Raw genomic sequence first — 19,653 nt, 5'->3', positions numbered from 1 at the left:
ATCATTTAGTAGGCACGGACTGCCGCCCGCACTACGCTGCGCCCATGAGCATGCTGACGCCCCCAGGCATGGGCGGTAAGAAGTACCGCATCACGGGCGACAGGTATCCGCGGATGCGCCGCCCCCGACATCGACGCCGGATCGTCCTCACCGTCATCGCCACCGTCTGCGCCCTCGGCCTGGTCGGTTGGGGGACCCTGCAGCTCATCGACGTCTTCGGCGGCAAGGGCAGCACCGCGCAGGCCGCCCAGGAAAAGAAGCACTGCCAGGACGGCGGCAAGAAGGACGGGGCGCAGGCCCAGAACGCGGCCCAGAAGCCGCCCGCGCCCGGCACGCTGACCGTCAACGTCTTCAACGCCACCCCGCGCTCCGGGCTCGCCAAGCGCACCGCCGACGAACTCAAGAAGCGCGGCTTCAAGATCGGCAAGGTGGGCAACGCCCCGGCCGCCTACGACAAGAAGATCAAGGGCGCCGGGATACTGCTCGGCCCCCGGGCATCGGCCGACGGCCCGATGAAGGTCCTGGCCACCCAGCTCGCCGGCGCCCAGCAGAAGACCGACGACCGCAAGGGCACCGAGCTCGACCTGATCCTCGGTGACGCCTTCAAGGACCTGGCCACCCAGCAGGCCGCCGCCAAGTCCCTGGCCCTGCTGACCCACCCGTCCCCCGCCCCCTCCGGGGACACGTGCTGATCGCACGCAGACGGGCCCCGCACCGGTTCTCGGTGCGGGGCCCATCGGTGTTCAGGGGGGAGCGCAGCCGCTCGCTCAGCCCGCGGTGCCGTACATCCGGTCGCCCGCGTCGCCGAGGCCCGGCACGATGTAGCGGTCCGCGTTCAGCCGCTCGTCGACGGCCGCGGTGACCACCGTCACCGGCGTGCCGGCCAGCTCCTTCTCCATGACCGCGACGCCCTCCGGAGCGGCCAGCAGACAGATCGCGGTGACGTCGTCCGCACCCCGCTTGATCAGCTCGCGGATCGCCGCGACCAGCGTCCCGCCGGTGGCCAGCATCGGGTCCACGACGTAGACCTGCCGCCCCGAGAGGTCATCGGGCATCCGCGTGGCATACGTGTGCGCCTCGTACGTCTCCTCGTTGCGCACCATGCCCATGAAGCCGACCTCGGCGGTGGGCAGCAGCCGGACCATGCCGTCCAGCATGCCCAGACCGGCCCGCAGGATCGGTACGACCATCGGGCGCGGGTGCGAGAGCCGCACGCCGGTGGTCGCGGTGACCGGGGTCTCGATGTCGACCTGCTCGGTGCGCACATCACGGGTGGCCTCGTAGGCGAGCAGGGTCACCAGCTCGTCGGCGAGCCGCCGGAAGGTGGGGGAATCGGTGCGCTTGTCGCGCAGTGTGGTGAGTTTGTGCGCCACCAGCGGGTGGTCGACGACGTGGATCCGCATGACATCGACAGTAACCGAGCCGGAGACCCGTGACGCCCGCCGTGCGGCGCCCGGCCACCGGCCACGGCTGCGCGACTTGGCTGGCATCGGACCACCGGAACGAGGGAAAGTAGGCACGTACGCCCGATCGGCCGTCCCGTCATCGGGCGAAGAACCCGCCCGAGGTGGTGCACCGTGCCCGACCGTCAGCGGACCGATCACGCGAACGACGCCGTCTCCGGCGCCCAGGGGCCGGGCCCCGGCGCCGAGCGGGACCCCGAGAGCGAAGCGGCGCGCCGACGGCGCCGCGCACAGTTCCTGCGGGAACTGCACGAGGCCAAGGAGCTGCGCAATCGCGTGCAGCCACGCCGCGTCAGGGCCGAACGGATGCGCATGGCCATGCGGATGCGCACATTCCGCTGGTAGCGGATGCCGTTCCGCCGGTAGCGGAACCCGTCCGTGCACCCGTCTGCGCTGCGGCACGTGAGCGACATCTCGCAGATCATCCGCACGACGCAGCGCCGAAGACCCCGCGCGAACGCCATGTTTCTGCCACGATTCCGAAGGGGCGGGACCAACGGCGTGCAGCGCCGCCCCGCCCCGGCCCGGCACGCCTATGACCAGTGGGAGAGTCACGGTGTACTTCGCCGCACTGCTCGCGCGCACCGAAGACGGGTGGGAAGCGAGCGATACGGAGCTCGACAATGTGGAGACGCTCACCGATCTGGCCGATCTGGCCCGAGAGGCGGCGGTCGACGACGACACGGTGGTGGCCTTCATCGAGCAGGAGGACGCGTGGTTCGGCGTCCTCCGGCTGGACGGCGACGACGACCCCCGTATCTTCATCTCGAACGCCGCCGTCGCGGCCCGGAGCTCGTACGGAGCCATGCTGACCGACGAGCTGCTCGGCCGCGACAAGGACGTCGAGGACGAACTCGACAGCCTCAACCTGGACGGCACGGAGGACGGCGAACCCGAGACACTGCAGGGCGAGGACGAGACGGACACCCCCGTCCCGGTCGGCCCGCTCGGTGACGCCGGGCTCCTGGACGACCTCGGCGTCAGCGAGAAGGAGCTGCTCGCCCTCAACGAGGACGCCCTCTCCGAGATCGCCGACGCCCTCGGCTGCACGGACGTCCTGGAGGCCGTCCGGTAGCCCCGTCACCGACACTGGGTGGCATGAGCGCCCCCCAGTCCGATCCGCTGCACGATTCCACCCGCTCCCCCGCGCCTGACCCGCTGCGTGATCCCTGGATCGCGCCGATGCGGCAGGCGCTGGGCGAGGCCGCCCGCGCCCCCGGGACCGGTGATGTCCCGGTGGGCGCCGTCGTGCTGTCCGCGGACGGCACGGTCCTGGGCACCGGTCACAACGAGCGCGAGGCCACCGGCGACCCGACGGCACACGCGGAAGTCCTCGCGCTGCGAGCGGCCGCGCGTGCCGTCGGAGAGTGGCGGCTGACGGGGTGCACGCTCGTCGTCACCCTCGAACCCTGCACGATGTGCGCCGGCGCGATCGTGCTCTCCCGCGTCGACCGGGTCGTCTACGGCGCCCGTGACGCCAAGGCCGGCGCGGCCGGCTCGCTGTGGGACGTCATCCGTGACCGACGTCTCAACCACCGCCCCGAAGTCGTCACCGGCGTCCTCGAAGCCGAGTGCGCGGCCCAGCTCACCGCCTTCTTCCGCGACCGCTGACCGGCGGCACGGGCCCGCGCGGACCGCTCACCGCCCGCTCCCCGGAATCCGATTTCAGAGCACGGCCACCCGTGGGCTAAGCTCTCTCTCGGTAGCGTGTCCGAGCGGCCGAAGGAGCGCGCCTCGAAAGCGCGTGAGGGGGCAACTCCTCCGTGGGTTCAAATCCCACCGCTACCGCTCGAGAACGAAGGCCCCGATCCTCAAGGATCGGGGCCTTCGTCATGTCCGGGTGCGCCGGGGCCGAACGGCGCGCCGCGCGCTACGCGTCGCGGCGCCTGCCCACCGCGCGGCGGACGAAGCGGACGATCAGCCAGATCACCAGGATCATGACGAGCAGGAAGAGCACGAACAGCACGATCAGGAAGATGCCGAGCTTCTTGAAGAAGCCGCGCGTCTTCTTCTTGGCCTTCGACTGCCACTTGGACTTCTTGGACGTCTTGGGCTTGAAGGCCGTCTTGTGGTGCGAGGAGTGGTGCGGGCCGTGCTGGGCGGTGTGGTGGCGGTGCGAGGCCGGCTGCGCGGCGGCGCGTACCGAGGCGGCGGGGGCCTCGGCGGCGCGGCTCGGGGCGCTCGTGGCGGCCAGCGCCCGCGTGGCCTCCCCCGTACCGCGGGCCGCCGCCGCTGCCGGTGCGACGGCCGCGGCCAGCAGGCCGATCAGCAGCGCCAGGACGACGGCCGGACGGGCCGGACCGGGCCGGCGGCCGGACGGGTACGACGGATCGGACTGAGGCCGTGCGGAGTTCATGGACATACTGCGGTTCCCCCTCGGGTGATGCGTCCCGCCAATTATGGGCCGGGGAAAGAGGCATCCACAGGGCGGGGGAAGCGGCGGTCGCAGGCCGGGGGAAGCGGCATCGGGGGACAACCGCTTCCCCCGACGTGGACCGAACCCCCAAGTCCGCGCCGCGTCAGGGGGATGTGCGCGGCGTGGACCCCGCAGTGGGGTCCGGGTCCCGGGCCCCGTGGATTCCTGCCAGATCCACTGGGCCAGTTCACTCATGGTGCCGTCCGCGTGTGCCCCAACGGCCAGGCAAAGGGCCTTCTTTGGCGGGCCTTTGGTCCATAAAGTCCTGATCAGTACCCCGGCGCCACGCCGACTCCGCCCCGGCGCGACTCCCGCGCTCGAACACGTGTGGTTACACTCACCCGACTGCAACCGGGAACTGCAGAGACTGCCGTAGGGGACTGCCGTAGGGGAGACGGGACTGATGGCACAGGCGAAGAAGATCGCGATGTACTTGATCATCGTCTTCGTGCTGTACACGATCATCACGTCCCCGCAGCGGGCCGCCGACCTGGTCCAGATAGGCTTCGAGGGCATCTCGTCCGCTGCTCAGGGCGTCGGCGAGTTCATGACCCAGCTGATCAACTAGGGCTCCCCGGACGACCGGGGATCCGCCGCCCGGCCGGGCGGCCCCCTGGTGATCGTCCGCCGTACGGAGGCCCCCGTGATCCGCCACCTGGTCCTGTTCAAGCTCAATGACGGCGTCTCCCGCGACGAGGAGCGGGTGCAGGCCGGCGCCCGCGCCTTCGAGGCCCTCAAGGGCGAGATCGCGGAGCTGACGTTCTGGGAGTGCGCCTGGAACATCGCCGACCGCCCGATCGCCTACGACTTCGCGATCAACTCGGCCGTGGCCGACAAGGACGCCCTCAAGCGCTACCTGGAGCACCCGGCCCACCAGGCGGCCGCCGCCCAGTGGCGCGAATTCGCCACCTGGGTGATCGCCGACTACGAGTTCTGAGCCACGGCACCCCGATACGCCGCACACCGAGCCCCTCGCCCCACGGGCGGGGGGCTCTGCCATACCCCACCCCGGTGCCGCCACCCGCCCGCCCCGCGCGCCTCCCCCACTACCCCGCTCTCACCAGCCAACTCTCTGTTCAACACGGAGTGATGAGGTGCTTGCGCACAGTGCCCTGTCTTGTAATGCTATGACCGCTTTTGCCGGATACATCCCAGATACATCCACAGCGAGTAGCTGCACTGCGAGCACTGTGAAGGGTGGCGTGACCGTGACGGCCCGTACTGCGTCCAAGGCTCCATCCCGCGAGAGCCGTAGCGCGGACACGCGGGCGCTCACACAGGTGCTGTTCGCGGAGCTGGCGGACCTCGAACCCGGCACCCCCGAGCACACCCGCGTCCGGGCCGCACTGATCGAGGCCAACCTGCCGCTCGTCCGCTACGCCGCAGCCCGCTTCCGCAGCCGCAACGAGCCGATGGAGGACGTCATCCAGGTCGGCACGATCGGCCTGATCAATGCGATCGACCGGTTCGATCCGGACCGCGGCGTCCAGTTCCCGACCTTTGCGATGCCCACCGTCGTCGGCGAGATCAAACGCTACTTTCGAGACAATGTCCGTACGGTCCATGTCCCGCGCCGCCTCCACGAACTGTGGGTCCAGGTCAACGGCGCCACCGAGGACTTGACGGTGCTGCACGGGCGCTCCCCCACCACCGCCGAGATCGCCGAGCGGCTGAAGATCGGCGAGGACGAGGTACTGGCCTGCCTGAAGGCGGGCCGCTCGTATCACGCCACATCTCTGGAGGCCGCCCAGGAGGGCGACGGCCTCCCCGGACTGCTGGACCGCCTCGGCTACGAGGACCCGGAGCTGGCCGGCGTCGAGCACCGCGACCTCGTACGACACCTCCTCGTCCAGCTCCCCGAGCGCGAGCAACGGATCCTTCTGCTGCGTTACTACAGCAATCTGACGCAGTCACAGATCAGTGCCGAACTGGGGGTGTCGCAGATGCATGTGTCGCGGCTACTGTCGCGGAGCTTCGCCCGCCTCCGATCCGCAAACAGGATCGACGCATAACCGGGACGGGCGACCCGTTCCTGCGCAGATATGTCGACATGGCGCTACAGCGTGTTGCCGACATGTGACATTCTGCAGGAACCGCGTTTGCCGTAGCGCTGCCTCCGGTATTCAGGTGGAGGTATCACTCCTCGGTCCACCACGGGCCGGGGACGCCGCAGCGACCCGTCCGCGACCTCAAGGGGGTGGCATGTCCGTAGAACTGGGCAGCTCGAAGGTGCTTTCCGCGATTCCCGCGCCCGCGCCGCACGTGCACGACGACGACGCCATCAACACCCGCACGCTCTCCCGCTCCCTGTTCCTGCGGCTGGCCTCGCTCGACAAGGACTGCGCGGAGCGTACGTACGTCCGTGACACACTCATCGAACTCAACCTCCCGCTCGTGCGCTACGCGGCCGCCCGCTTCCGCAGCCGCAACGAGCCGATGGAGGACATCGTCCAGGTCGGCACGATCGGCCTGATCAAGGCGATCGACCGTTTCGACTGCGAACGCGGCGTGGAATTCCCGACGTTCGCGATGCCGACGGTCGTCGGCGAGATCAAGCGCTTCTTCCGCGACACCTCATGGTCGGTACGGGTGCCGCGCCGGCTCCAGGAGCTCCGGCTCGCCCTCACCAAGGCCAGCGACGAGCTCTCGCAGAAGCTGGACCGCTCCCCGACCGTCCCCGAACTCGCCCTCTGCCTGGGGGTGTCGGAGGAGGACGTCGTCGACGGCCTGGCCGTCGGCAACGCGTACACCGCCTCCTCGCTCGACTCCCCCTCCCCCGAGGACGACGGCGGCGAGGGCTCCCTCGCGGACCGCCTCGGCTACGAGGACAGCGCCCTGGAGGGCGTGGAGTACCGCGAGTCCCTCAAGCCCCTGCTGGCCAAACTCCCGGCCCGTGAGCGCCAGATCATCATGCTGCGCTTCTTCGCCAACATGACGCAGTCCCAGATCGGCGAGGAGGTCGGCATCTCCCAGATGCACGTCTCCCGCCTGCTCACCCGCACCCTGGCGCAGCTGCGCGAAGGCCTGATCTCCGACTGAGGAACGGTCCGCCGAGGGGCAGCCGTCAAACGCTCCGCGCCGCTCGGCGGACATGTGCACCGACCCGCCGCTCCGCATCGACCCGCCGCTCCGTACCGACCGGCCGCTCCGTACCGATGCGGCGTCGTCGCCCGGCGGCCCCCTATACACCTGACGCGTCGTCAGCAACACTGTGCCGATGCGACGGACGACAACGACCTACGCCTCCGCCTCGGCGGCCGCACTGTGTCTGGGTGTCCTGCTCACCGGCTGCGGGAGCGCGGCCGAAGAGGGCTATGTCGCGGTGGGCGCGGCAGGCCCCGCCGACGGCCACGCGCCGGTCAGGCCCGTACCGCCACGGGACGGCGTGCAACTGACCCCGCTGGACGGCCACGAAGCCGCCGAAGACCACGCAGCCCGCCGGGACGACGGCAGGGACACCGCGGACGGCGACGGCAAGCGCCGCGCCCGTCCGGCCCCCGCCCCCGGCAGCTCCCCCGGCCCCTCCGGTTCCGCCGCCCCGTCCCCGCCCTCCGACGCGGACGGAACGGGTCCCGGCGCCTCGCCCAACGCGCCCTCCCCGCCGGGCACATCCACCCCGCCGCACAGCTCTCCCGGCTCGCCCGCGCCCGAGCCGCCCTCCCCCACCATCCCCGCCGGCCCCGACGCCCCCGCCGGCCTCGTCGTCGGCCGGCCCGGCCTCGCCGACACCGACGTCCGCTGGTGCGAGAAGGTCACCCTCGACCTGCTCAACACCGGCGACCGCCCCGTCACCTCCGGCAAGGTCACCTTCGGCACCCATGTCATCGGCGCCCTCGGCATCGACTGGACGACGGTCACCTCCCGCCACAAGCTCCCGCTGCCCCTCGCCCCCGGCCAGAGGAAGACCGGCACCTGGCGGGTGTGCCTGGAGGCCTGGCGGGTGCCGCCGGGCATGCACATCGACACCAAGGACGTGACCTTCTCCTGGAAGTGACGTGGCCTTCTCCTGGAAGTGACGCCGGGAGGCGGGATGCGGAGGACTGGCCACACCCGTTCGGCGAGCAGCGATGACTTTCTCCCGCCGCCGCGGTCAATACACACAGTGGCCCGTCCCGACACGAGGCCGGCCCGCAGCCAACGCCAGGAGAGCGCCATGCCCAAGATCACGCCCAACCTCTGGTTCGACACCCAGGGCAAGGAGGCCGCCGAGTTCTACTGCTCGGTGTTCCCGAACTCAAGGATCAAGGACGTCACCCACTACAACGAGGCGGGCCCGCGCCCGGCCGGCACCGTACTGACCGTCGAGTTCGAGCTCGACGGCCAGGAGTACATCGCGATCAACGGCGGCCCGGAGTTCACCTTCACCGAGGCGATCTCGCTGCTGGTCAACTGCGCGGACCAGGACGAGATCGACTACTACTGGGCCAAGCTCTCCGAGGGCGGCGAGGAGGGCCCCTGCGGCTGGCTGAAGGACAAGTACGGCCTGTCCTGGCAGGTGGCACCGGGCGGCATGGCCGAGATGCTGAACGACCCGGACCAGGAGCGGGCGGCCCGCGCCATGAAGGCCATGTTCGGCATGAAGAAGATCGACATCGCGGCCCTGGAGGCGGCGGCGGACGCGACGTAGCAGGCCCCGGCCGGGGGCCGGGCGGAGTCGTACCGACCCGGCCCCGACGAGGCCGCGAGAGGCCGACCGCCGGCTGTCGGCCGTCGACCTCAGCCCACGCTCTTGAAGCTCATCACGCCGAAGGGGAAGCTGCCCTTCTTCGTGCCCCAGCTGACCCTGAAGGACTTCCCCTTGCAGCCTGCCTTCGCATACATGTTGAGCAGGTACCTGGTGTTGTTGTTGATCGACCGCGCCGGCTCGGACCGGCTGTTGTAACACTGGCCCGGCTTCACATGGAGCTTGCCGACCTTGCCCTGGTAGTGCGGCTTCAACCAGACGCAGGCGTAGTTCCTCGCACAGCTGCCGCTCGCGGCGTGGGCAGGAGCCGTCAGCACCGCCGCACCGATACATGCGGCCGCGGCCACCACACTCGCCGAGCGTGCCATGTGCTGGAAAGAACGCACCGAAATCCACCTTGCATCAATAAAGTTGACGTACGGCCACAGAACGTAAGGCGTTCGCCAAGGTCGCACCGCCAAGCCTAAGGGAGTGCCACTCCTGTGAAGACAGGCACCATGACCGCGCCCGGCGCAGAGATCCACTACGAAGTGCGCGGATCCGGCCCGGCCGTCCTGCTCGTCAACGGCGGTGACGGCGACGCGGCCATGTTCGGCCCGCTCGCCGCCCTGCTGGCCGAGGACCACACCGTCATCACCTACGACTTGCGCGGCAACTCCCGCAGCCGCCTCACCGGCCCACCCGCGGAGCAGCGGATCGAGGAGCACGGCCACGACGCCCACCTGCTGCTGACCGAGGTCGCCGCCGACGAGCCGGCGTACGTCTTCGGCACCAGCTACGGCGGTCGCGGGGGCGCTGCGCCGGGCGTTCGAGGGCTTCTGAGGGCTTCTGAGGCAGCGGCCTACTTGTTCGGAACCTTAATGATCTTGCCGTTCTTGTCGATCGTGTGGGTGTCCCAGTAGATGTCCCACTTGTCGTCGACGTGCTCGGGGACCTTGCCCTCGGGGTAGCGGACGTGGCCGGCCGGAGGCTCCTCGTCCTTGGGGACGCAGGAGCCCCCGGTGCCGCCCACGGGCATTACCGGGTACTCGTCGCTCATACAGATCGCGTCCGGCGGTAGCGAGCAGGCGGTGAGCGTCATCGCTGCGGTGACGCCCGTAAGGACGAGCGCGGGAACGATCCGCATACGGCGGTTCGCGAACAATGGGTGCCTCCTGTGGGGGTGTTGGCCCACCCACTCTTGCGCACGCGGACGGATTCCACATGAGCGAAAGTACTCATGCGGACCGTCGGGCAGGCGCGGCCTAGGAGGCGTCGGAGCCGTGACCGGCGTCCTTCAGGATCTGCGCGGCGTCCTTCGCGACGAATGAGCCCATGCCGGGTTCGGTGTAGATGAGGCCCTCGGAGCGCAGGCCGCGGTGAACCTTCTGACCCGTAGTCGTGGCGATGCCGAACTCTTCCAGCATCTCGACCACGGATGGGACTCGCGTTCCGGGTTGATAGGTGCCGTCCGCGATGCGCGCACGGATCACATCGGCTACCTGGCGCCACCTGGGCCGGTCGGGGGCAAATTCGATCACTTGACCAAGGTAAGCAAGCTATTGCATGCGTGGCGAGAGGCCCCTACAGTCTCTTGGTATACCAAGGTATACCTCACGCACCGAGGTCAAGACCCCGGCGACCGCTGCATCGGCCCCGGGGCATGGCCAACCTGACGTCTGAAGAAAGCAGGTCGACGTGCGAAACCTTATGCGCAACCTCATCTCCCGGTTGCCGAAACGCCGGACTCACCCCGCCCCCACCCTCACGTACCGGCCACCACGGCCGCCCCACCAACCCGTCCCCCTCCCTCTCCTCCCCCGCCGCCCCGAATCCCTCCTCGACGGCGACGCGTCGCGCCTCGTACGCCCGTACCTCCTCGCGTACGAGCACGAGGCGGCGCAGCGCGAGGCGGCGTTCCTGCGCGAGATGGCGGTGGCCTCATGAAGGACAGGATGCGGCTGCTGCCCTGGGCGGGCCCGGACGGGCAGCGGTGTTACCTCTCCAGCGATGATGGCGGCAGTTACGTCTCGCAGCTGGCGGACGAGATGGAAGAGGTCCAACTCGCCACGGGCGGGGAGCTGCTCGACCACGCTGCCGCGCTGCTCGGCGGGCCCAGGACGGCGTCCGTCGAGGAACTCCGGTTCTGTGTCCACAGGCTGTGTGAAGCGCTGCGCGATGCGCGGCGGATCGCCGACAGCAGGGGCGGGCGCATCGTGTAGGCGAGGGGGAGGAAGTGGAATGAAGAGGACTCAGCGGGGATACGGGGCGGCTGCCGCGCTGGCACTGGGCATGGTGGTGACCCTGGCCGGTTGCGGCGGTCCCGCCGATGCCAGAGGAGCCGACGCCGAGTATGCGGAGGCCTACGCCAACCATGAAGCGCTGCGCGTGGTCGGCTACCCCTCCACGGGCTCTCTTCGCGTCACCCAGGAACTCGTCTGGCACATCGCCGACGGCAAGACCGACGATCTCCGCTCCCTCGCCACCAGCGACGGCGACGACACCCAGAGCAGGAAGACGGCCGAAAACTGGGTCAGGGGCTTCGAAGACGGCGCCCAGGGCAAGGTGACGGCCGACTTCTACGACGAGGGCTCCGAGCGCCAGGTCGTCGTGCTGTACTTCCACGACACCAAGCAGGTCAAGGAGTTCAGCATGCGCCTCGACGGTCATGCCGGCGAGGAAGGGTGGCGGGTCCTGATGAAGGAGACCGACTTCAAGGAGGCCACCCGCAAGCCCGCCTGGGCCCCAGAGGAGCCCGGCGGGACCGGCTCCAAGAGCTCGCGAAGCTGACCGTAGGGGCCCTTGTGCGTCCCCGTCCCGTCGCCGTCGGGCGGCGGGACGACACGGAGAGACGACTCGTTACGACAGGGCGAGCCAGGCCGCGCCCGCGACGGCGAGGATGGCGACGATCACGCCGACGATGAGGCCCACGCGGGGGCCCGCCGACTGCTGCGGGGCCGGGGCGCGGCGGCTGCCGGCCTGCGGGGTGCCGCCCTCGTCCACGAAGGCCCGGAACATCTGCGTGCTGCCCGCCGGGTCGTAGTTGCCGTCGGCCTGGTTCTGCGGGTTGATCGCCATGGGGCAGGACCCTAGCGAACCCGGGGCGAGGGGGCACCCCCTGGGGCGGTTACGAGGCGTCGCCCCGGCCAGCGGCGCCGAAGCCTCAGCCGCTGTGCCGCGGCCGAGTGAGTGCTGCCGGGTCGATCTCGAAGGGGAAGGGCTCCTTGACGCCGGTCACGACGCCCGGAAGGGCGGTCGCCCTTTCGACGTACCGGCCGCCGTCCAGCTCGCTGATGATCAGGCGCGGGGCCGGGTCGAACTCCAGACGCCAGTAGTGCGGGATCGCGGCCTCCGCGTACAGCAGGGGCTTGAGCTTGCGGTCCATGGTCTTGTTGCCGGGTGAAACGAGCTCGACCACCAGCTGCACCGCATCGGCGTCGATACTGACGCCGTCCTCGGCGGTCGCGCCCGCATCGGCGACGACGATGTCCGGCACGACCAGGCCGGACGGCAGGATGACGTTGACGGCCTCCAGCACCTCGACCGGGGCGCCGGCGGCGCCGGCAGCCTCGTCCAGGGCGACGTGAAGCCGGAAGCTGGCACGCTGATGGCGCAGGCCGGGGGCGGGGGACATCACGAGCGACTCCCCCAGCAGCTCGTAGCGGACGGACCGGTCCTCGGGCAGACCCAGGACGTCGTCGACAGTCCAGGGCCCATGGTGCGTAAAGCCGGCAACGCCCATCCCTTCACCTCCATGACGTACTGACAGTCTGGCCTGCGGAGAGGGGCAGTGTCTCCCGTCCCGCCCCTCCCCTCCCCGTTCGCGGGACTGCGGGCGAGCCCGGCGGGCAGCCTCCGCGCGCGGCCCGGCCCACCTTGGGTTGCGGTCCGCCCCACCTGGGGGTTTACGTGCGTCTTTGGCCTCATTGACCTCCGGCGGGGTCAGACTTTTGAGCTCCTTTACCTGCATCGCCCACGTATTCGTTTGCCTTCAGCAACCAACCTTGCCTATGGTTGCCCTAAGCAACAAAAGATGTGCGATCTGGGCGATGCATGGAGGAGCCGGTGGCCGCTCACAGTCAGTACGAGGAGCTGGCCAGGCAACTCAGTGCCATCGGAGCCGTCAAACGCGAGATGGGGCGGATGCTGCCCCAGGAGTGCCCGCCCGCCTCGGCCGGTGTGCTCACCCTTCTCGACCGGCACGGTGAGATGCGGATGAGTCAGCTGGCGGAGTTGCTGGCGATCGACATGTCCGTCACCAGCCGGCACGTGGCGCACGTCTGCGAGCGCGGATGGGTCGAGCGCAAGCCCGACCCGGCCGACAAGCGCTCGCGGCTGCTGCGCCTGACCCCGAGCGGGAAGCGGCTCCTCCAGGAGCTCGCCGAGCGCTATACGGCGGCGCTCGCCCGGTACTTGGACGACTGGACCGACAGCGACGTCGGGCACCTCGTCGAACTGCTCGCCAGGCTCCGTACGAGCTTCGGCGACTGCCGCACCCGGGCGCATCACGACTCCACCACCCGTACACCCGCAGGATGAAAAGGAACCACATGGCTACGACCACACCAGCCGGTGTGCGGGGCGGCCACGCCAAGCACGGAGGAGGCGGACACAGCACCTCCGACGGGGCGCCCATGACGCACCGTCAGATCATGGAGGCGCTGTCCGGGCTGCTGCTCGGCATGTTCGTCGCCATACTGTCGTCGACGATCGTCTCGAACGCGCTGCCCGAGATCATTCATGATCTGGACGGCGGGCAGAGCGCGTACACCTGGGTCGTCACCGCCGCGCTGCTGGCGATGACGGCGAGCACTCCGCTGTGGGGCAAGCTCTCCGACCTGTTCAGCAAGAAGCTGCTGGTGCAGTTCGCGCTGGTCATCTATGTCGCGGGCTCGGTCGTCGCGGGTCTGTCGCAGAACACCGGCATGCTGATCGCCTGCCGTGTGGTGCAGGGCATCGGCGTGGGCGGGCTGTCCGCGCTGGCGCAGATCGTGATGGCCGCGATGATCTCGCCGCGGGAGCGCGGCCGTTACAGCGGCTATCTCGGTGCGGTCTTCGCCGTCGCCACCGTCGGCGGTCCGCTGCTCGGTGGCGTCATCACCGACACCAGCTGGCTCGGCTGGCGCTGGTGCTTCTACGTCGGTGTGCCGTTCGCGGTCATCGCGCTGATCGTGCTGCAGAAGACCCTGAAGCTGCCCGTGGTGAAGCGGGAGGGCGTCAAGGTCGACTGGGCGGGTGCCTTCTTCATCAGCGCCGCGGTCTCGCTGCTGCTGGTGTGGGTGACGCTGGCCGGGGACAAGTACGACTGGATGTCGTGGCAGACGGCGGCGATGGTCGGGGGCGCGGTCGTGCTCGGCGCGGTCTTCGTCTTCGTCGAGTCCAGGGCCAAGGAGCCGATCATCCCGCTGCGGCTGTTCCGCAACAAGACGATCACTCTCGCCTCGCTGGCCTCGCTGTTCGTCGGTATCGCGATGTTCGCGGGCACCGTCTTCTTCAGCCAGTACTTCCAGCTGGCGCGCGACAAGTCGCCGACGATGTCCGGTGTGATGACGATCCCGATGATCGGCGGGCTGTTCGTCTCGTCGACCGTCTCGGGCCAGGTCATCACCAAGACCGGCAAGTGGAAGGCGTGGCTGGTCAGCGGCGGTGTGCTGGTGACCGCGGGCCTGGGTCTGCTGGGCACCATCCGCTACGACACCGAGTACTGGCACATCGCGATCTTCATGGCGCTGATGGGCCTGGGCATCGGCATGATGATGCAGAACCTGGTGCTGGCCACGCAGAACCAGGTGGCCCCCGAGGACCTCGGTTCCGCCTCGTCCGTCGTGACCTTCTTCCGCTCCCTCGGTGGCGCGGTGGGCGTCTCGGCGCTCGGTGCGGTGCTCGCCAACCGCGTCACCCACTACGTCAAGGACGGGCTGGCCGACCTCGGGCCGAAGGCCGCCAAGGCCGCGGCGCACGGCGCCGGCACCGGCGGCGGTGGCATCCCGGACCTGGACGCCCTGCCGGCGCCGCTGCGCACCGTCATGGAGAGCGCCTACGGGCACGGTGTGGCCGATGTGTTCCTGTACGCGGCGCCTTGCGCGCTGCTCGCGTTCCTCTTCACCCTGTTCATCAAGGAGGTCGCGTTGAAGACGCGGGGCGGACTGTCGCAGAGCTCGGAGAGCGCGGACGCGGCGGCCGGCCCGTCGGACGCCGGTGTCCCGGCTCGGGCCGCCGCCTCGGCGGCGGCCGGGGAGCGCGAGCCGGCCCTGGTGGGCGCCCCGCTCGCCTCGGACGACGACGCGCACACGCCCTCCTGGGCGCAGCCTGCCGCGTCGGCTGCCGCGTCGGCTGCCGCACAGCCGCTGGTGGCCCACGCCTCCGCCGGTGGCGGCGATGCCACCCCGGCCGGCCCGTCGGTCCACGGTTTCGTCCGCAACGCGGAGGGCAGCCCCGTCCCGCGCTCCGCGGTGACGCTGATCTCGCTCAGCGGGCGTCAGCTGGGCCGCGCGGTCGCCCAGGCCAACGGCTCGTACGTACTGAACGCCCCCGGCGCCGGCTCGTACGTGCTGATAGCCGCGGCCGACGGGCACCAGCCGCAGGCGTCCACGGTCGTCGTCGGCGACCAGCCCTACGCCTACGACATCCTGCTCAGCGGCACCAGCGGCCTCGCCGGCCAGGTCCGCAGCGCGGCGACCGGCGAGCCGGTCGACGGGGCGATGGTCGTCGTCACCGACGTCCGCGGTGAGGTGCTGGCCACCGGAAAGACCGGCGCCGAGGGCTACTTCGCCTTCGACGAGCTGGCGCCGGGCACCTTCACCGTCGCGGTGAACGCCCCCGACCACCGCCCGGCCGCGCTGCCGGTCGAGGTCGGCGGCCAGGGCACGACCCATGTCGAGGTCGAGCTGCTGTCCGGGGCGCGGGTCCAGGGCGTCGTGCGGGCCGGCGCGGACCGCCGGCCGCTGCCGGACGCGCGGGTCACGCTGGTGGACGCGGCGGGCAACGTCGTGGCCACCTCGACGACCGGGGAGGACGGCGCCTACGCCTTCACTGACCTGGACGCCGGCGACTACACGGTCATCGCGAGCGGCTACCCGCCGGTCGCCACGGGCCTTTCGGTCGACGTACGCGGGGTCGACGGCTACGACGTCGAGCTCGCACACCCCGGGGACTGACCCCGGGCCTCGGGACATCCCCCCGAGGCGGCACAGCCCCGGTCCGGGGCGCGCGTTGAGCGGAGACGCGCCCCGGACCGGCACCAGGGCTCCGGCGGCGGCGTTGCGCACAGGCAGGGGACGGCCTGCACGCCGCCGCCCGGAGCCCGATTCTTTGCCCCCGAGCTCTCGACTCCTCCCCCACGCTCGGCTTCGCTCGCGCGGGGGGACCCCCATGGGCAGGGGACAGCCCCATCAGCAACACACAGGAGAGACAATGGATTCGACGGGCGCGGGAGCTGCGGGCGTAAGGGCGCAGATCCGCACGCGGGACGGCTGGGCGGTCCAGCACGCCGTACTGACCGTCACCGACATGACGGGCGCGCAGGTGCTGCGCGCGACGGCGGACGAGGAAGGCGCCGTCCGCGACGGCCGGCCGCTGCCCGCCGGCCCGTACACGGTCATCGTCACGGCCGTCGGCTACGCACCGGTCGCCTCCAGCGCGATCGTGACGGCCAGCGGCCGGATGGACGTGGGCAGCGTCGTACTGGCCAGGCAGGGCGGGGCCGAGCTGCCGCCGCCGGGACCGTGGACCATCGACCCGATGCACTCGACGGTGGCCGCGGTCGCCCAGCACCTGGGGATCTCCAGCGTGCACGGCCGGTTCACCGAGTTCGGCGGCCGGATCGAGATCGCCGAGGATCTGGAGAAGTCGCGGGTCGAGGCGGTCATCAAGGCCGCGTCGATCGACACCGGGAACGGGATGCGGGACGGGCATCTGCGCTCCGACGACTTCCTGAACGTCGAGGAGTTCCCGGAGCTCGCCTACCGCAGTACGGGCCTGACGGCGGCCGGCCCGGACCGCTGGACCGTCCACGGCGAGCTGGCGCTGCACGGCGTCGTACGGCCGGTGGACCTCGAACTGAGCTATCTCGGCACCGGCCCCGACCCGTGGGGCGGGGTGCGCGCCGCCTTCCACGCGACGGCCGAACTGCGCCGCGAGGACTTCAAGATGAACTACAACCAGGTGGTGGCGGCCGGTATCGCGGCGATCGGGACGACGCTGAGGGTGGAGCTGGATATTCAGGCGGTGCGGGGGGAGGGGTTGCCGGTGGGGTGAGTCGGGCGGTGGGGTGAGCTGGCTGGTGGCGCACTGGCCGGTGGGTGAGTCGGCCGGTGGGTGCAGCGGCTGCCTGCCTTCAGCGGCTTTTCGGCGGCTCTCCGGCGGCACGGGGGACTGCCAGGGCTTCATGGACCCCGGCTACGACGTGGACAAGGACCTCACGCCGATCAACTCGATCGTCCTCGTCAGGCCGTAGCGTCCGCCGCGCGCGGGTTCACGCGGGCCGGGTCCCCTGCCGGGGGTCCGGCCCGCGGTCGTCGCTGCGCCCCCGCAGCGCCTCGATGCCCGCGATCTGCAGATCGAGCGCGAAGGCGAAGTCGCGGTCGCGCATCTCCCGTACGGTGGAGCCGCCGCGGGCCTCCATGACCTTGGTGGAGTTCTCCAGCGTCTCGGCGAACTCCGGGCGGCCCTGGACCGCGGACATCACCTGCTGGAAGTACTCGTCGACGGGCATGCCGGCCTCCGCGCAGCGGGCGTCGAAGAGGCCCTCGATGGTGGCGAAGCCGTAGACGAACTGGAAGACGGCGGAGAGCCCGCCGGTGATCTGCTCCAGGGACAGCCCGCTCTGCTTCATCACCCGCATGCTGGCGTTGGAGAAGGCGATGGAGTGCGGGCCGACGTTGATGTACGTGCCCAGCAGCCGGACCACCCAGGGGTGGCCGGTCAGCAGGTCGCGGTACTCACCGGCCAGTGAGCGCAGATGGTCGCGCCAGTCCTGCTCCGCGTCGGTCTCGTCCGGCAGCCGCATCTCGCCCATGACCCGGTCCAGGGCGAGTTCCAGCAGGTCGTCCTTGGTGTCGACGTACCAGTAGACGGACATCGCGGTGACGCCGAGTTCGGCGGCGAGCCGGCGCATCGAGAACTTCGTCAGGCCTTCGGCGTCCAGCAGCCGGACCGTGGCCGCGACGATCTTGTCGAGGTCGAGGCCGGCCGGCTGCTCCGCCTTCCGCTTGACCGGAGGGCGCTGGGCCAGCCAGACGCTGCTCGGCCGCTTTCCGGCGCGGCTGTCCGTCGCTGCCATGGTGCCCTCCCTGTTCCTGCCTGTTCCTGAGCGTCGTTTCGTCCTTGCCGCACTTACGCAATCACGGACACCACGTAACGATCACGTACGCGATCACCTAAGCGATCACGTACACGATCACCTACACCACCGATGCTATTTCGCCACGGCGGCGGCCGGTTCCGGGCCGGTGCGCTCGGCCCGGCGCAGCAGTACGGCCGCGAGCAGTCCGCCGACGAACACGGCGGCCGCGCCGCCGACCTGGCTGGTGCCGATGCCGGAGGCGAACGCGTCCTGGACGGCCATGCGTTCGGCGTCCGTATGGGCCCTGGCGAGCGCCGCGGGCAGCGAGCCGGCGCCCGCGGCGATCAGCGGGAGCAGCGCCGCGAAGCGGGAGTTGAGGACCGCGCCGAGGACGGCGACGCCCAGGCCCTGGCCGAACTCCATCAGGGTGCCGTTGACGCCGGCGCCCACGCCGGCCTTGGCGGGCGGGATAGCGGACATGATGGCGTTGGCCATGGTCGGCATGGCGAGCGCGACGCCGACACCCATCACGATCAGGCCGGTCAGCATGCCGCCGTAGCTGTGGCCGCCGAGCAGCGAGATGGCGCCGAGGCCGGCCGCGAGCAGCGACATGCCGGAGACGATCATGCCGGGGGTGCCCAGCTTGGGCGCCAGACGGGCACTCAGACCGGTGAAGTTGATCAGGATGACGGTCACCGCCAGCGGGGCCATCCGCAGTCCGGCGTCCAACGGGCCGTACCCGAGCACCATTTGGAGGTGCTGGGTGAGCAGGAACATCGAGCCGCCCATCCCGAAGGCGACGAGGATGCCGCCGGAAACCGCACCGATGAAGCGGCGGTTCCGGAAGAAGTGCATGTCCAGCATGGGGTGCGGGACGTGGAGCTCCCACCCGACGAAGAGGGCGAGGCCGGCGATCCCGATGGCGGCGGAGAGCACCACCGGCTCGGACAGCCAGCCGGAGTGCGGCCCGGAGATGATCGCGAAGACCACGGCGCCCATTCCGATCATGGACAGCAGGGCACCCAGCAGGTCGGGGCGTTCGCCCGCGCGGCTCTTGGACTCGGGGACGAGGGTGACGACGGCCGCCAGCGCCATGACGGCGACGGGCAGGTTGACCAGGAACAGCGAGCCCCACCAGAAGTGGTCGAGCAGTGCGCCGCCGATCAGCGGCCCGGCGGCGAAGCCCAGAGAGTTGACCGAGCTCCAGATGCCGATGGCCTTGGGGCGCTCCTGGTCGTCGAAGATCTGCATGACGACCGCGAGGGTGGTGGTCACCAGCAGCGCGCCACCGACGCCCATGCCGGCACGGGCGGCGATCAGCTGGCCGGGTGACTGGGCAAGCGCGGCACCGAGCGAGGCGATGCCGAAGAGCACCAGGCCTATGGCGAGCATCTTCTTGCGGCCGTAGCGGTCGGCGGAGTTGCCCGCGGTGAGCAGCAGACCGGACTGGACCAGCGAATAGGCGTTGATCATCCACTGGACGTCGGCGGTGGTCGCGCCCAGCTCCTCGGTGAGGGAGGGGATGGCGACGTTGAGGACGGTGTTGTCGAGGATGACCGTGAGCTGCGCGATGCAGATCACGGCCAGGATCAGCCAGCGGGCGGAGTGCCGGCCCTGCGGCTGAAGGGTGGTGGCTTCGGAGGCCACGGAGGTCATATGGGCTCCCTTTACGGTGCGGGCGTCGTGAGCGGTGGGGGCGTTGTGAGCGGTGGGAACGTCGTGAGCGGTGCCGGTGCCGCTGCGGGCGGTGCGGGCCGTGCGAGCGGTACGGGCGATGAGAGCGGTACGGGCGGTACGGACAGTCGTTCGGGTCATCGCTTTACACCGT

27 protein-coding genes and 1 tRNA gene are annotated in these 19,653 nt (G+C 70.3%); 19 read left to right on the top strand and 9 right to left on the bottom strand.

Annotated elements, in window-relative coordinates; genetic code table 11:
- The first annotated feature begins 44 nt into the window (after positions 1-44).
- Complete coding sequence (locus tag ACWD6P_RS15700; protein ID WP_451444621.1) at positions 45-692, top strand: LytR C-terminal domain-containing protein; 648 nt, start codon at positions 45-47, stop codon at positions 690-692.
- 75 nt (positions 693-767) lie between these two features.
- Here the strand turns inward: ACWD6P_RS15700 and upp are convergent, their stop codons facing one another.
- Complete coding sequence (gene upp, locus ACWD6P_RS15695) at positions 768-1,403, bottom strand: uracil phosphoribosyltransferase (protein ID WP_451444620.1); 636 nt, start codon at positions 1,401-1,403, stop codon at positions 768-770.
- Between the two features lie 174 nt (positions 1,404-1,577).
- Between upp and ACWD6P_RS15690 the strand changes: the two genes are divergently transcribed.
- The 4 genes from ACWD6P_RS15690 to ACWD6P_RS15675 all read left to right on the top strand — a co-directional run bounded on the left by ACWD6P_RS15690 (position 1,578) and on the right by ACWD6P_RS15675 (position 3,251).
- Positions 1,578-1,808 (top strand): hypothetical protein, encoded by a 231-nt coding sequence (locus tag ACWD6P_RS15690; protein ID WP_451444619.1) that lies wholly within the window; start codon positions 1,578-1,580, stop codon positions 1,806-1,808.
- Positions 1,809-2,019: 211 nt separating this feature from the next.
- Positions 2,020-2,538: a tRNA adenosine deaminase-associated protein gene (locus ACWD6P_RS15685; RefSeq protein WP_451444682.1), complete on the top strand. Its 519-nt coding sequence runs from the start codon at positions 2,020-2,022 to the stop codon at positions 2,536-2,538.
- A 23-nt stretch (positions 2,539-2,561) separates the two neighbouring features.
- A complete protein-coding gene (tadA, locus tag ACWD6P_RS15680) occupies positions 2,562-3,074 on the top strand; it encodes a tRNA adenosine(34) deaminase TadA (RefSeq protein WP_451444618.1) in 513 nt (170 codons plus the stop codon).
- Between the two features lie 90 nt (positions 3,075-3,164).
- Positions 3,165-3,251: transfer RNA gene (locus tag ACWD6P_RS15675), tRNA-Ser, on the top strand.
- Positions 3,252-3,333: 82 nt separating this feature from the next.
- Here the strand turns inward: ACWD6P_RS15675 and ACWD6P_RS15670 are convergent.
- Entirely contained in the window at positions 3,334-3,819 is a 486-nt protein-coding gene (locus ACWD6P_RS15670; RefSeq protein WP_451444617.1) for a hypothetical protein, read from the bottom strand.
- A gap of 463 nt (positions 3,820-4,282) precedes the next feature.
- Here ACWD6P_RS15670 and ACWD6P_RS15665 point away from each other — a divergent pair, with 463 nt between their 5' ends.
- The 6 genes from ACWD6P_RS15665 (at position 4,283) to ACWD6P_RS15640 (ending at position 8,506) form a co-directional block, all read left to right on the top strand.
- Positions 4,283-4,447 carry a hypothetical protein gene (locus ACWD6P_RS15665; protein WP_384424520.1) on the top strand — a complete coding sequence of 55 codons (165 nt, stop codon included), beginning with the start codon at positions 4,283-4,285 and terminating at the stop codon, positions 4,445-4,447.
- Positions 4,448-4,522: 75 nt separating this feature from the next.
- The gene (locus ACWD6P_RS15660) at positions 4,523-4,816 is read left to right on the top strand and encodes a Dabb family protein (RefSeq protein WP_451444616.1); all 294 of its coding nucleotides are present in this window, start codon (positions 4,523-4,525) and stop codon (positions 4,814-4,816) included.
- 265 nt (positions 4,817-5,081) lie between these two features.
- Complete coding sequence (locus ACWD6P_RS15655) at positions 5,082-5,891, top strand: RNA polymerase sigma factor SigF (protein WP_451444615.1); 810 nt, start codon at positions 5,082-5,084, stop codon at positions 5,889-5,891.
- A gap of 190 nt (positions 5,892-6,081) precedes the next feature.
- Complete coding sequence (locus ACWD6P_RS15650) at positions 6,082-6,918, top strand: RNA polymerase sigma factor SigF (RefSeq protein WP_006604265.1); 837 nt, start codon at positions 6,082-6,084, stop codon at positions 6,916-6,918.
- A gap of 178 nt (positions 6,919-7,096) precedes the next feature.
- Positions 7,097-7,873: a hypothetical protein gene (locus ACWD6P_RS15645; RefSeq protein WP_451444614.1), complete on the top strand. Its 777-nt coding sequence runs from the start codon at positions 7,097-7,099 to the stop codon at positions 7,871-7,873.
- A gap of 159 nt (positions 7,874-8,032) precedes the next feature.
- On the top strand, positions 8,033-8,506 hold the full coding sequence (locus ACWD6P_RS15640) for a VOC family protein (RefSeq protein WP_451444613.1): 474 nt from the start codon (positions 8,033-8,035) through the stop codon (positions 8,504-8,506).
- A gap of 89 nt (positions 8,507-8,595) precedes the next feature.
- Here ACWD6P_RS15640 and ACWD6P_RS15635 read toward each other — a convergent pair whose 3' ends face one another.
- A complete protein-coding gene (locus ACWD6P_RS15635; protein ID WP_451444612.1) occupies positions 8,596-8,949 on the bottom strand; it encodes a peptidase inhibitor family I36 protein in 354 nt (117 codons plus the stop codon).
- 96 nt (positions 8,950-9,045) lie between these two features.
- On the opposite strand from ACWD6P_RS15635, the gene ACWD6P_RS15630 reads away from it, so the two are divergent.
- The gene (locus ACWD6P_RS15630; RefSeq protein ID WP_451444611.1) at positions 9,046-9,465 is read left to right on the top strand and encodes an alpha/beta fold hydrolase; all 420 of its coding nucleotides are present in this window, start codon (positions 9,046-9,048) and stop codon (positions 9,463-9,465) included.
- Here the strand turns inward: ACWD6P_RS15630 and ACWD6P_RS15625 are convergent.
- Both ACWD6P_RS15625 and ACWD6P_RS15620 read right to left on the bottom strand, forming a co-directional pair.
- Positions 9,405-9,689 carry an SCO0607 family lipoprotein gene (locus ACWD6P_RS15625; RefSeq protein ID WP_451444681.1) on the bottom strand — a complete coding sequence of 95 codons (285 nt, stop codon included), beginning with the start codon at positions 9,687-9,689 and terminating at the stop codon, positions 9,405-9,407. The two genes, ACWD6P_RS15630 and ACWD6P_RS15625, sit on opposite strands and share 61 nt — an antisense overlap.
- 118 nt (positions 9,690-9,807) lie before the next feature.
- Entirely contained in the window at positions 9,808-10,083 is a 276-nt protein-coding gene (locus ACWD6P_RS15620; RefSeq protein WP_451444610.1) for a GntR family transcriptional regulator, read from the bottom strand.
- Positions 10,084-10,240: 157 nt separating this feature from the next.
- On the opposite strand from ACWD6P_RS15620, the gene ACWD6P_RS15615 reads away from it, so the two are divergent.
- Genes ACWD6P_RS15615 through ACWD6P_RS15605 form a run of 3 tightly spaced genes read left to right on the top strand, consistent with a single transcriptional unit; the run spans position 10,241 to position 11,332 of the window.
- Positions 10,241-10,489 (top strand): hypothetical protein, encoded by a 249-nt coding sequence (locus tag ACWD6P_RS15615; RefSeq protein WP_451444609.1) that lies wholly within the window; start codon positions 10,241-10,243, stop codon positions 10,487-10,489.
- Positions 10,486-10,764 (top strand): hypothetical protein, encoded by a 279-nt coding sequence (locus ACWD6P_RS15610; protein WP_451444608.1) that lies wholly within the window; start codon positions 10,486-10,488, stop codon positions 10,762-10,764. The genes ACWD6P_RS15615 and ACWD6P_RS15610 overlap by 4 nt, the downstream gene beginning before the upstream one ends.
- A 19-nt stretch (positions 10,765-10,783) precedes the next feature.
- Positions 10,784-11,332 carry a hypothetical protein gene (locus ACWD6P_RS15605; protein ID WP_451444607.1) on the top strand — a complete coding sequence of 183 codons (549 nt, stop codon included), beginning with the start codon at positions 10,784-10,786 and terminating at the stop codon, positions 11,330-11,332.
- 69 nt (positions 11,333-11,401) lie between these two features.
- Here ACWD6P_RS15605 and ACWD6P_RS15600 read toward each other — a convergent pair whose 3' ends face one another.
- Together ACWD6P_RS15600 and ACWD6P_RS15595 are read right to left on the bottom strand one after the other, a co-directional pair.
- Positions 11,402-11,620: a hypothetical protein gene (locus ACWD6P_RS15600; RefSeq protein WP_451444606.1), complete on the bottom strand. Its 219-nt coding sequence runs from the start codon at positions 11,618-11,620 to the stop codon at positions 11,402-11,404.
- 85 nt (positions 11,621-11,705) lie between these two features.
- Positions 11,706-12,284 carry a Uma2 family endonuclease gene (locus ACWD6P_RS15595; RefSeq protein ID WP_451444605.1) on the bottom strand — a complete coding sequence of 193 codons (579 nt, stop codon included), beginning with the start codon at positions 12,282-12,284 and terminating at the stop codon, positions 11,706-11,708.
- Between the two features lie 323 nt (positions 12,285-12,607).
- On the opposite strand from ACWD6P_RS15595, the gene ACWD6P_RS15590 reads away from it, so the two are divergent.
- The 4 genes from ACWD6P_RS15590 to ACWD6P_RS15575 all read left to right on the top strand — a co-directional run bounded on the left by ACWD6P_RS15590 (position 12,608) and on the right by ACWD6P_RS15575 (position 16,997).
- Entirely contained in the window at positions 12,608-13,081 is a 474-nt protein-coding gene (locus ACWD6P_RS15590; RefSeq protein ID WP_451444604.1) for a MarR family winged helix-turn-helix transcriptional regulator, read from the top strand.
- A gap of 11 nt (positions 13,082-13,092) precedes the next feature.
- Complete coding sequence (locus ACWD6P_RS15585; protein WP_451444603.1) at positions 13,093-15,699, top strand: MFS transporter; 2,607 nt, start codon at positions 13,093-13,095, stop codon at positions 15,697-15,699.
- 256 nt (positions 15,700-15,955) lie between these two features.
- Entirely contained in the window at positions 15,956-16,798 is an 843-nt protein-coding gene (locus ACWD6P_RS15580) for a YceI family protein (RefSeq protein ID WP_451444602.1), read from the top strand.
- A 13-nt stretch (positions 16,799-16,811) separates the two neighbouring features.
- A complete protein-coding gene (locus ACWD6P_RS15575) occupies positions 16,812-16,997 on the top strand; it encodes a hypothetical protein (protein WP_451444601.1) in 186 nt (61 codons plus the stop codon).
- A gap of 18 nt (positions 16,998-17,015) precedes the next feature.
- Here ACWD6P_RS15575 and ACWD6P_RS15570 read toward each other — a convergent pair whose 3' ends face one another.
- On the bottom strand, positions 17,016-17,822 hold the full coding sequence (locus ACWD6P_RS15570; RefSeq protein ID WP_451444600.1) for a TetR/AcrR family transcriptional regulator: 807 nt from the start codon (positions 17,820-17,822) through the stop codon (positions 17,016-17,018).
- 135 nt (positions 17,823-17,957) lie between these two features.
- Positions 17,958-19,481 (bottom strand): MFS transporter, encoded by a 1,524-nt coding sequence (locus ACWD6P_RS15565; protein WP_451444680.1) that lies wholly within the window; start codon positions 19,479-19,481, stop codon positions 17,958-17,960.
- Positions 19,482-19,653: the final 172 nt, after the last annotated feature.

Source organism: Streptomyces sp. NPDC002446 (genome assembly GCF_053595675.1).
This window is presented reverse-complemented; position numbering and strand designations above follow the sequence as displayed.